The 11547-nt window shown below is 70.4% G+C and carries 8 protein-coding genes; 3 read left to right on the forward strand and 5 right to left on the reverse strand.

Annotated elements, in window-relative coordinates; all coding sequences use genetic code 11:
• Positions 1-148: 148 nt before the first annotated feature.
• The 5 genes from gyrB to dnaA all read right to left on the reverse strand — a co-directional run bounded on the left by gyrB (position 149) and on the right by dnaA (position 9389).
• Positions 149-2146: a DNA topoisomerase (ATP-hydrolyzing) subunit B gene (gyrB, locus tag FMEAI12_RS24955; RefSeq protein WP_112108062.1), complete on the reverse strand. Its 1998-nt coding sequence runs from the start codon at positions 2144-2146 to the stop codon at positions 149-151.
• A 289-nt stretch (positions 2147-2435) separates the two neighbouring features.
• Positions 2436-3182: a DUF721 domain-containing protein gene (locus tag FMEAI12_RS24960; RefSeq protein WP_235014457.1), complete on the reverse strand. Its 747-nt coding sequence runs from the start codon at positions 3180-3182 to the stop codon at positions 2436-2438.
• Positions 3172-4533 carry a DNA replication/repair protein RecF gene (gene recF / locus FMEAI12_RS24965; RefSeq protein WP_112108063.1) on the reverse strand — a complete coding sequence of 454 codons (1362 nt, stop codon included), beginning with the start codon at positions 4531-4533 and terminating at the stop codon, positions 3172-3174. The genes FMEAI12_RS24960 and recF overlap by 11 nt, the downstream gene beginning before the upstream one ends.
• Position 4534: 1 nt before the next feature.
• Positions 4535-5695: a DNA polymerase III subunit beta gene (dnaN, locus tag FMEAI12_RS24970; protein ID WP_112108064.1), complete on the reverse strand. Its 1161-nt coding sequence runs from the start codon at positions 5693-5695 to the stop codon at positions 4535-4537.
• Between the two features lie 2110 nt (positions 5696-7805).
• A complete protein-coding gene (gene dnaA, locus FMEAI12_RS24975) occupies positions 7806-9389 on the reverse strand; it encodes a chromosomal replication initiator protein DnaA (protein WP_071065017.1) in 1584 nt (527 codons plus the stop codon).
• A gap of 1108 nt (positions 9390-10497) precedes the next feature.
• On the opposite strand from dnaA, the gene rpmH reads away from it, so the two are divergent.
• The 3 genes from rpmH to yidD are packed head-to-tail and all read left to right on the forward strand — an operon-like array spanning position 10498 to position 11536.
• Positions 10498-10635, forward strand: coding sequence for a 50S ribosomal protein L34 (rpmH, locus tag FMEAI12_RS24980; protein ID WP_071065016.1), 138 nt, complete (start codon positions 10498-10500; stop codon positions 10633-10635).
• A gap of 32 nt (positions 10636-10667) precedes the next feature.
• Entirely contained in the window at positions 10668-11033 is a 366-nt protein-coding gene (gene rnpA / locus FMEAI12_RS24985; RefSeq protein ID WP_020464713.1) for a ribonuclease P protein component, read from the forward strand.
• On the forward strand, positions 11030-11536 hold the full coding sequence (yidD, locus tag FMEAI12_RS24990) for a membrane protein insertion efficiency factor YidD (protein WP_071065015.1): 507 nt from the start codon (positions 11030-11032) through the stop codon (positions 11534-11536). The genes rnpA and yidD overlap by 4 nt, the downstream gene beginning before the upstream one ends.
• The last annotated feature ends 11 nt before the right edge of the window (positions 11537-11547 follow it).

Here is an 11547-nt window from a genome sequence, read left to right on the forward strand (position 1 = left end):
GCGCCGGGTCGCGGGGATGGCCCGGTCCGGGCCACGCCTTCCGCGGGCCGCTCACTCGCAGGTCCGCCGGGATCGGAGTCGATGTGCCAGGCTGCCGGGACGGGTCGATCGGCCCGGTCAGCCCGGACCCGCCCCAGCGCAGGCTGGCTCAGATGTCCAGGAAGCGCACGTCCTTCGCGTTGCGCTGGATGAAGCTGCGCCGCGCGTCGACGTCCTCGCCCATCAGGACCGAGAACAGTTCGTCGGCGACAGCGGCGTCGTCGAGCGTCACCTGGAGCAGGATCCGCTTGTCCGGGTCCATGGTGGTGTCCCAGAGCTCGGTGGCGTTCATCTCGCCGAGACCCTTGAATCGCTGGATCGCGTCCTTGGGCAGTTTGCGGCCGGCCTCGACGCCCTGTTCGAGCAGGCCGTCGCGCTCCCGGTCGGAGTAGGCGTACTCCCAGTCCTCACGACCCCACTTGATCTTGTAGAGCGGGGGCTGCGCGAGGAAGACGTGCCCGGCCTCGACAAGCGGGCGCATGAACCGGAACAGCAGGGTGAGTAGCAGTGTGCGGATGTGCTGGCCGTCGACATCGGCGTCCGCCATCAGCACGATCTTGTGATAGCGCAGCTTGGCGATGTCGAAGTCGTCGTGGATACCGCAGCCCAACGCCTGGATGAGCGCCTGGACCTCGGTGTTCTTCAGAACCCGGTCGATGCGGGCCTTCTCCACGTTCAGGATCTTCCCGCGCAGCGGCAGGATCGCCTGGAACTTCGAGTCACGACCGCCCTTGGCCGAGCCGCCCGCCGAGTCACCCTCGACGATGTACAGCTCGCACCGCTCGGGGTCGGTGAACTGGCAGTCGGCGAGCTTGCCGGGCAGGCCCGTCCCGCCGAGCAGGCCCTTGCGCCGGGTGAGGTCACGGGCCTGGCGGGCGGCGATGCGGGCGCGCTGCGCGTCGAGCGCCTTGCTGACGATCGAGCGGGCCTCGGTGCGGTTGACCTCGAACCAGTCCTTGAGCGCCGAGTAGCACATCTCCTGGACGAACTTCTTGGCCTCGGTGTTGCCGAGCTTCGTCTTGGTCTGGCCCTCGAACTGCGGCTGCGCGAGCTTCACCGAGATGATCGCGGTGAGGCCCTCCCGGATGTCGTCGCCGGAGAGCCGCTCGTCGGAGTTCTTCGAACCGGCCTTGACCGGCTTGAGGAGGTTCTGGTCCTTCGCGTAGGCGTTGACCGCGCTGGTGAGGGCAGCACGGAAGCCCTCTTCGTGGGTTCCGCCCTCGTGGGTGTTGATCGTGTTCGCGAAGGTGTAGACCGACTCGTTGTAGCCGGAGTTCCACTGCATCGCGAGCTCGGCCTCGATGCCCGTGCCCTTGGACTCCAGCGAGATGACGCTGCGGTGGACCGCGTCCTTGGTCGCGTTGAGGTGACCGACGAAGTCGACCAGGCCGTTGTCGTACTTGAACGTGACCTCGGTCGGCTCGACTGCCTCGACCGGCTTGGCGGCCTCGGTCGGCTCCTCCGTGGTCGTGGCCGGGGCCGTGGCCTTGCCGCGCTCGTCCCGCAGGGTGATGGACAGGCCCTTGTTCAGGAACGCCATCTCCTGGAGGCGGCGGAAGAGCGTCTCGTACTTGTACGTGGTGGTTTCGAAAATCGTGGGGTCGGCCCAGAACGTGATGGTCGTACCGGTCTTCTTCGACGTGCCGGTCTGCGCCAGCGGCCGCGCGGGACGGGAGTTCTCGTAGGGCTGGAACCAGCTGTGGCCCTCGGTCTGGATCTCGACGTCGAGCCGGGTCGAGAGCGCGTTCACGACGCTCACGCCGACACCGTGCAGACCACCGGAGACCGCGTACGACTCGCCGTCGAACTTGCCGCCGGCGTGCAGCGTGGTGAGCACCAGCTCGACGGTCGGGATCTTCTTGACGGGGTGTTCGCCGACCGGGATCCCGCGGCCGTTGTCCGTGACGCGTACGCCGCCGTCGGCCAGCAGGGTCACGCTGATCGTGTCACAGTAGCCAGCGAGCGCCTCGTCCACCGCGTTGTCCACGACCTCGTAGACCAGGTGGTGCAGGCCCCGTTCCCCGGTGGAGCCGATGTACATGCCGGGGCGCTTGCGTACCGCTTCGAGACCCTCGAGAACCTTGATCGAACTAGCGTCGTAGGCCACGCGGCAGGTCCCCTCGTTCTGGACGGAAGTACCACTCAGTCTACCTGGCAACCCGCCGTAACGGACGCAAGGTGCCGTCTCAGCCGTGCGCAGGGCCCCGAACTTCGACCCGGTGACCTCCCCTACCGGCTCCGCGCCGCCCGCAGTCTTGCGCGCCTCTGCGACCGGCGGGCGGCTGAAGCCGCGTCCCGGCGGCCCCGCGGACCCGTTTCCGGGCCCGCCAGCACCCTTCCGACTTGGCCGGGGTGGCCCTCGGCGTGATCTCCGGGATGCGCCGGGAGCTGGTCCGTCATCCGTATGTGTCCCGCGGGCCACGGCCGCCCGACGCGTACATGCCGCCGTGGTTCCATGACGGTGCGGCCGGGCCCCGCACCGTGATGCGCCGGACGACGTGCGGCCCGAGTTCCTTGCGGAGAATGCCGAGAATCTGCCGGGAGAGCATGCGCAGCTGCGTTGCCCAGGCCGTCGACTCGGCGACCAGCTCCAGTTCCCCGTCCCGCAGCGAGACCGGGGAACAGTGCGCCGCGATGTTCGGCCCCACCAGGACATCCCACCGCGCCAGTACCGACGCGTCAGTCGCCCGCGTCTGCCAGCCGCGCTCGGCGACGAGGCGCGCGACGGCCGAACCGAAGTTCATCGGCGTCCGCCACTCCCGGCCCGGCGCGGCGATGCCCGGCAGCCGTTGGCGCGCGGGCGGATCGCCGGAGTCATCCCGCCTACGACGCCCGGCCGCACCGCCACGGCCGCCACTGCCGTCACCCGCCCCGCCACCTGGGCGGGTCGTCCCCCGCGCTCGCGCGTCCTGTTTCGCCCGCGCGAGCATCTGCCGGGCGAGATCGGCCCCGCGCACCGCGGGCGAGCCTGCGTCAGGAACGGCCTGCGGCGCCTGCGCGCGCGGCGTTCCCGCCGCGGACGGCTTCGCCCGCGAGGGCGCCGACGAATCGCGCCCTGCCGGCCCGGACACCGGAGGCCGCGCGGTCGGCGGGAACATTCCCGCGCGGTCGGCTGGTCCGTCGGCCAGTCCGTCAGCCGGCACGGCACACCTCCCCGGAGACCACCTCGAAGCGCACACCGGCAAGCTCCGCCGGCACATCCGCGTCGACCGCCGCGGTCACGAGTACCTGCTCGGCGTCAGCGACCAGGGCGGCCAGCCGCACGCGACGGCGGGTGTCCAGCTCCGCGAACACGTCGTCGAGCAGCAGCACCGGTTCCCGGTCGTCCGCGCGGAGCAGTTCGAACGAGGCCAGCCGCAGCGCGAGCGCCAGCGACCAGGACTCGCCGTGGCTGGCATAGCCACGCGCCGGCCGCCCGTTCACTGACAACAGCAGATCGTCACGATGTGGACCGACCAGCGTCACACCGCGCTCGATCTCCTGGGTGCGCACCGCCGCGAGACCGGCGAGGATCGCCTCTTCGAGCGCCGCCCGAGTCGCCGCGCCGCCGACGGCACCTCCCCCATGGCCAACCTCTGCGCGGCCGGCTTCCGTGCGACCGTCACCCGCGCGGCCAGTCTCGGTGTCGCCGACCTCGGTGTCGCCCGCACCGCCGTTCCCGCTCGCGGGGTCACCCGAGCCACTCGGGTGATTCGGGCTGGCGCCGGTTCCGTTCCGGCCGGCGTCCCCGTCCGGCTCGCCCAGGCCAGCTCGGCCTGGCGACAAGGCCCGATCGGGTGACGAATCGAGCGTCACGGTCGAGCGGTACTCGATGCCGGTGGGCGCGTCCTGGCCCGCGACCGCGGCGTAGGCGCTCTCGACCCGCGGCCGCAGCTCCTCGACCAGCGCCAGGCGGGCCGCGAGCAGCTCCGCGCCGTGGTCGGCGAGATGCCTGTCCCAGACGTCGAGCGTGCGCAGGTCGCCCCGGCCACCGGCGCGGCGGGCGGCTCCCGCCGACCGCAGGAGCGCCGAGCGCTGCTTGAGCACCCGGTCGTAGTCGGACTGCACCGCCGCCATCCGCGGCGACCGCGCGACCAGCAGGTCGTCGAGGAACCGCCGCCGCTCGGCCGGGTCGCCCTTCACCAGCGCGAGGTCCTCCGGGGCGAAAAGGACCGTGGCGAGCAGTCCCGCCACGTCGCGGGCCCGGGCCACTGGGGCGCGGTTCAGGCGGACCCTGTTCGCCTTCCCGGGCACGATCTGCATCTCGACCAGCGCGGCCCGGTCACCGCGCACGATCCGGGCCCGAACAACGGCCTGCCCGCACCCCTCGCGGACGAGCGGAGCATCGTTCGCGACACGATGGCTACCCAACGTGGCGACGAATCCGATCGCTTCGATCAGGTTCGTCTTGCCCTGACCGTTCGAACCCACGAACGTCGTGACACCTGGCTCGAGGACGAGGTCCAGCCGGGCGTACGAGCGGAAGTCGGTCAGGGACAGGTGGGTGAGATGCACGTCACCCGTTGAGTCGGATCGGCATCAGCAGGTAGCGGTAGTCGGGGATCTCGGTCTGGTCGTCGCCGCCCTTGCCGGTGAGGATCGCGGGCTTGCTCGCGGCAAGCGCGGCGTCCTCGGCGCTGGCGAACCCGATCCGGACGATGTCGGACTCGAGCGCGCCGAGGGCGTCGAGCAGGTAGGCGGGGTTGAAGGCGACCGTGAGTTCAGGCCCGTCATAGGTGACGGGCAGAGTCTCGGACGCCTGGGCCTCGCCGCCGGTACCTGCCTCGAGGACGAGGTGGTCGGGGGTGAACGTCAGCTGCACCGGGGCGGTGCGGGCCGCGACGAGCGCGACGCGCTTGACCGCCTCGGTGAGGGGAGCTATCTCGAGCTGGGCGATCAGCGGTGAGCTGTCGGGCAGCAACTTGCGGTAGGGCGGGAAGGTGCCCTCGAGCAGACGCGTGGTGGTCTGGCGGGTGTTGCCGGCGAAACCGGCGAGCGTCTCCCCGGAGGGACCGGTGCCGAGCGCGACGGCGACCTCGACGCCCGAGCCGGACAGGCTCTTCGCCGTGTCGAGCAGGGTGCGGGCCGGGACGAGCGCGACGCCGGACGCATCGGGGCTCGCAGGGCGCCACTTGAGCGTGCGCACGGCGAGGCGGTAACGGTCGGTAGCGGCGAGGGTGAGCGTGTCGCCGTCGATCTCGAGACGCACGCCGGTGAGGACCGGCAGGGTGTCGTCACGGCCCGCGGCTACGGCGACCTGCGCGACGGCACTGCCGAACGCGGCGCCCTCGATGTGCCCGGTGATCTCCGGCATCGGCGGCAGGGTGGGGTAGTCGTCGACGGGCAGCATCGGTAGTGCGAACCGGGCGTTGCCGCAGGCGACGACGAGGCGGGTGCCGTCAACGTGGACGTCGACCGGCGCCGCGGGCAGGGAGCGGGTGATGTCCGCGAGCATCTTGCCGTTGACCAGGCCCCGGCCCTCTTCGGTGACGGTGGCGTCCAGCTCACCCTGCGCGGCGACCTCGTAGTCGAACGCGGCGACCTTGAGCGCCGGACCGGTGGCGTCGAGCAGCAGGCCGGCCAGGACCTGCAACTGCGTGGTCGCCCGGCTCGGCAGGGTGCGGGCCGTCCAGGCCACCGCGTCGGTGAATTCGTCCCGTTCCACGCGGAACCTCATGGACATGTCCTCCCGTCGTCCCGCGGTGGCCGTTCCCACGGCCGCTCGCGGAACTTGACATCACCGGCATAGCTACGCCGAGCCGAACACCTGACGCGCGCCGCCCGCCTCGTCGGCAGGGAGCGGGCAGTCGAGCACCAGCCTGACCCGATCCAGCATCCCAGAGCGCCACGAGCGGGCGGTGGGTGGTCTGTGTTCCGAGGGTGGCACACCGGGCTCGACGACCGGGCACACCCCCCGCACCGGCCGATCGAAGATCCGCGGCGAGCAGACCGGACGGCTGACCGTCGCGGTGGCGCCTGAAGGTCACCCGCGTCCGGGGTGTCCGGGGTGATCTTCCGCATCTCGCCAGGGGCCACACAGGTCGCGCTGATGCCACCGGTCGCATCGGTGGCGCTGGTCGTGCGGACCCGCGTTGGTGATCCGTCCACGTGCCGCGCAGCGGAGGAACGACTCCCGGACGGCGGTCGAGGTTTCGCGGGATGCCCCGACGGGGAGGCGACTGACCGAGGGCAGCGGCCGCATCGCTCCGTGCGCTCGTTTCGGGCAGCCAGGCCACACCATGATCGAAATTTGAGGTTGTCCCCAGCTCCTACTGCTTCGAGGTTTTGATCTCTCTGAAGAAGATCTAGTTCGTAGTAGTAGTAGGGGCTGTGGAAACTGTGGAAAACGGCCGTTTTCCCAGGTCAGACCCGCTGAGGCCCTGTGCGCATCCTGGGGGTGCCGATGTGGATGATCAAGGGGTTTATCCCCAGGGCTTGATCGATTCCACAGGTGACCCTCAGATGCACACAGGCTGTACACACGTTCATCCACTGGCTACCCACAGGTTACGAGGCCACTGTCCCCAGCTTCGAAGGCCACTTGGAGTCCGCCTGGAACCCGCTCGACGATCGGCCCGCCGCGCTCGAGCGGTCGACTCCGGTTCTTCGCAGGTCGGGAATCACCTGTTATCCACAGCCTTTTCCACAAGCTGTGGGTGAATGCCACGCAGTGGGCTCTCAACCGTTTCGGTCACCCCACCCGTTCTCCGCCGACTCGGTCCTCCGCTCGCAGCGCCGACCGAGAACGCCCCGCTCGGATGCGGACTCGGATCGGCACCCCCGCTCGGACAGGACTCAGACTCCGACCAGACGTCTGTTCGGACCGGGCCCGGACCGGACTCGAGCTCGAACCTGAACGCAGGCTTAACCCCGGACGCGGAGCCGGATGCGCACTGGACGAGCACCGGACCCGAACGCCGATGTGCACTCGGAGTCGCGCCCGGGCCTGGACGCGCGTGGACACCAGTGCACTGGCCGGCCCGGACTGTGGGATTTCCTCCGCCCAGCCCTAGCGCGTCGAATGTTCGTGTCGGTTCGGCTCCCGTGTCCGGTCGGCCCTGTGTCGCTGTGTCCGGGTGTCCGGTCGGCCCGTGTCCGGCGGCCCTGTGCCCGCCCCGTGTCCCCGTGTCCCCGTGTCCCCGCGGCTCGCCGACTCCCCGGCCGCTCGAGGCCTGCACGACGCGGCTCGGGGTTCGTGCGGTGTTGGTTGTGGTTTGCATGTCGTCTTGCGGGGGTTTCCGTCGGACTCGGTGGTCGCAGCGGAACGGTCGGACGATGCGAGGGTGTCGCGGCGGGCCGGGCTTGGCTGACACATTCGCGTCGGAATCCCGGGCGAACACCGGATCCCGGGCGAACACCGGATTGGGACCCGGCGCGATGCGCCGGTCGCTCACGTCGCGCGAGGATTCGGCAGCCGGCGCTGTGCATTGCGCGCGGAGCCGTTCGAGCCAGGAGTTTCGGGAAAATCCGGAATCAGAAGTCCGGCAAAAGTGTCAAAGCCCCCACGCGGCCTCCCCGGCCCGGCAGCGCAAGAACCTCACCCGAACAAAGTGGTCGCTCCGGTTTCTGCCGTGGCAGGTGGAGTTCGGTGTGCGGGCACGTGCCGGGCACGGTGCCACGGCCAGAGCCAGGGCCTCGAGACGAATCCGCCCCGGACGTGATTCCGGCCCCGGAGCGGGATCAAAGATGAAGCCGCCCCCGGACGCGTCGCCGCCCCCGGGCGCTACGCCAAGCGGCTCAGTCGATGCAGAGTGTGCACACCGAAGGGTGCCGAGAGTGATCGAGAGTCAGGCGTGTCGGGCCTGGGCGCGGATGCGGTTGGTCAGTTCGGTCACCTGGTTGTAGATCGCCCGGCGTTCGGCCATCAGACCGCGGATCTTCCGGTTGGCGTGCATCACGGTGGTGTGGTCCCGTCCGCCGAAGTGCTGGCCGATCTTCGGGAGGGACAGGTCGGTGAGCTCACGGCAGAGGTACATCGCGATCTGACGGGCTGTCACCAGGACCCGGCTGCGCGACGTCCCGCACAGGTCCTCCATGGAGACACCGAAGTACGCCGCGGTGGCGTTCATGATGGCCGCGGCGGTGATCTCCGGGTTGGCCGCGTCAGGGATGAGGTCGCGCAGCACGATCTCGGCGAGTGTGCGGTCGACGTGGGACTTGTTCAGGCTGGCGAAGGCCGCGACCCGGATGAGCGCCCCTTCGAGCTCGCGGATGTTGCGCTCGATGTGTGTGGCGATGTACTCGAGGACGTCCGGGGGGACCGGCAGCCGCTCGGTGGCGGCCTTCTTCGAGAGGATGGCGATCCGTGTCTCGAGGTCGGGCGGCGTGACGTCGGTGATCAGCCCCCACTCGAATCGGCTGCGCAGGCGGTCCTCGAGGGCCGAGAGCTGCTTGGGCGAGCGGTCCGAGCTGATGACGATCTGCTTCTCGGTGTCGTGCAGGACGTTGAAGGTGTGGAAGAACTCCTCCTGCGTCCGCTCCTTGTTCTCGAGGAACTGGATGTCGTCCACCAACAGGACGTCGATGTCGCGGTAGCGACGCTGGAACGCGAGCTGACGGTCGTCGCGGATCGAGGCGATGAAGTCGTTGGTGAACTCCTCCATGCTCACATATTTGATCTTGCTCTCAGGATAGAGCTTGACCGTGTAGTGGCCGATCGCGTGCAGCAGGTGAGTCTTGCCCAGCCCGGAGTCACCGTAGATGAACAGCGGGTTGTAGGCCTTCGCCGGGGCCTCCGCGACCGCCACGGCGGCGGCGTGTGGGAAGCGGTTGCTGTCACCGATGACGAAGGTCTCGAACAGGTAGCGGGGATTGAGCCGGGCTGGTTCGGACGGGCGAGGCGACGGGTCGCGGCCCAGGCCCGGGGCCATCCGCCCGGGGGGCGCCCCGTCGACCCGACCCTCGAGACGTCCGTCGAGACGATCTTCGCTCCGGCGGTCCTCGCCTCGGTGTTCCTCCCCCGGCCGGAGCTCGTGGCCGGTTCCGAGTAGCGAGCGGGGGCCGCCGCCGGGGTCGGTGCCCGGGAGAGTGAGGGGACCGGTCATCGGTTCCGGGTCCGGCGTGTGCTCGACGGTGACCGCGACCCGGATCTCCCGGCCGTAGGCCGTGGACAACGCGGTGGAGAGGAACGGTCGCAGCCGGGAGTCGAGCAGGTCCTTCGTGAACTCGTTCGGCGCGGCGAGCAGCGCGGTGTCCTGGACGAGGCCGAGTGGACGGGTCAGCCTCAGCCACGCGCGCTGCTGGCCGGAGAGCGTCCCGTCCGCGACGCCCGCCACTGCCTGCTCCCACACCGCCGACAGGTCCGGCTCCGAGGTGGGCGCGGCTCCCCGGGACGGCTGACCGGCGACGGAGTCGGCGCTGAGGTCGGTCACAGGGGGGCTCCTTGTGGCTCTTCGTGGCTCTCGGGCGGGACCACACGACCGCCGGGAGCCGGAGTCGCTGGCTGGCACTGTGGTCACTTTGCGTCGGTGGGCGTCAGCTGTGTCGGGCCGGCGACACTGCCGACCGGCGGTGGGGCGGTTCCGGCCGGTGGTGCGGTGCCCGACCAGGTGGTGGTGCTGTGCCGACGACAGTGCCGTGCCGGCGGCGCCGCCGTGCCGGCGGGACCTGGCCGCTCGGGTGGACGCGGCCATCGGCCGACGACGCTGTCGGGCGGGCTGATCGGGGACGGGTGCCGCCGGTGGTTCAAGTCTGGTTCGTGTCCGGTTCGTGCGCTGGTGGTCGAGAGGTTCCCGGTGGTTAAGAGGGTGATGGTGACAGGATGCGCGGCTGTTGTGTAGCCGAGGATTGTTCCGTGTCGCCGCGGTCGATGGACGTGGACCCCCGGCGTGAGGGCACCGGACCCGCCGGGCGCGCGGGCGGCGTGCTGCTCCTCCGAAGGCGGTTCTCCACATCGTCGTCCACAACCTGTGCATGGACATGACACCGCATCCGGCGTGGCGTCGGCGACCGGCCCACGAAGTGGACGACAGCCGCGCGGACCACTGGGCGGACCACTCTAGGGGGTGCGCCGGCGAGACCGGTCGGTGACGGTGCCCCCACCCGCGTGGTCCCCTGCCCGTGGAGTCCGCCAGCGTCCGCCCATGGAGTCCGCGTGGTCGGAGGAGTGGCAGGCGGTTCACGGACCGGGTTGTGGACAGAGAGTCAGACGTTAACAGCCGTCCCGGGGCACCCGATCCAGGGTGCCCCCACGGTGTCTGTCCGGCAACCTTGTCGTGGCCTGTGGTCCGGACGGAGCCGGCGTTGGTGGCATCGTGTGTAGGCTAGGGCGAACCACGGCGGCGGTCGGCTCGTGGGCCTGGCTTTGTGCTGGGCCTGATCTCGCGGGCCTGACCTCACGGACGTGGGCTCCGGCGACAGGTCTCCTCGGCTGAGGGCTCCTGGCGGTCGGTCGCCCGGGTTCTGGTCCCGTCACCAAGGTTCCAGCCACGACCGGCGTCCAGCCGGTTTCCCACCCGCCTGTGTCTCCGGAGTTCTCACGTGAGTAAGCGCACCTTCCAGCCGAACAACCGCCGGCGGGCCCGCACCCACGGGTTCCGGCTCCGGATGCGGACCCGCGCGGGCCGCGCCATCCTGTCCGGCCGTCGCAGTAAGGGCCGCAGCCAGCTCTCCGCCTGACGGCGGAGTGAGCGCGCCCGCCGCCGTCAGTCATGCTCCCCCGGGGCTCCCGAGTTCGTACCAGGCAGGAACACGCCCTTGTCGGGCGCTCCGGCCGGCGCGTTCGGGCAGGGTCAATCGTTGTCCACAGCGTGCAAACCGATGTGGACGGCCCGCCTCGAGCCGGGTTCGTCGTCGGCCGCCGGGTGGGTAACGCGGTGGTGCGTAACCGCGTCCGCAGGCGGCTGCGCGAGCAGACGCGCTCACGGCTGTCCTCGCTGCCACCGGGAACCGCTGTCCTGATCAGGGCGTTACCCGATGCGGCGGGTTCGTCGTCGGCCGATCTCGGCCGTTCACTCGACTCCGCCTTTCGTACCGTCCGTTCCCCGCGCCCCCAGCGATCGGCGCGGTCGGGATGAGCGCGGTCGCCGGCGTGGGCATCGCGGTCGCCGTCCTGGCGTTCGTCGATCTCGTTTTCGTCGCCCTCGCGGCGTCCGCCAGGTTCGCCACGCTGGCCAGGACGTCCGGTGACGCGGTGCGGGGCCCGCTGGCCTGGATCCTCGTCGCGGCGGTCAGGGTCTACCGGGCCGGCTGGTCGGGGCGGAACGCGGGCTGTTGCCGCTTCGAGCCGTCCTGTAGTGCCTACGCGCTGACAGCGGTGACCCGCCACGGCGGCGTCATCGGTGGCCTGTTGGCCATCCGCCGGCTGTTGCGCTGCCAGCCGCTTTCCGCGGGTGGTTACGACCCGGTGCCCGGTGAGGCGCCCGGAGGGTCCGTCGATCCCGGCACCGATCGGTGCCGGACGGCCTCGGGTCCGGTGGGCGCCGTCGACTCGGGTACGAGGCACGGGCATGGCACTGCGTCCCTCCACCGGGGGACGCGTTCCGAGATCGTCGGTTCCCGTCGCGGAACGCGGGTGTGAGGAGACAGTCT

The sequence above is a fragment of the Parafrankia sp. Ea1.12 genome, from assembly GCF_900465275.1.
Lineage (GTDB): Bacteria > Actinomycetota > Actinomycetes > Frankiales > Frankiaceae > Parafrankia > Parafrankia soli.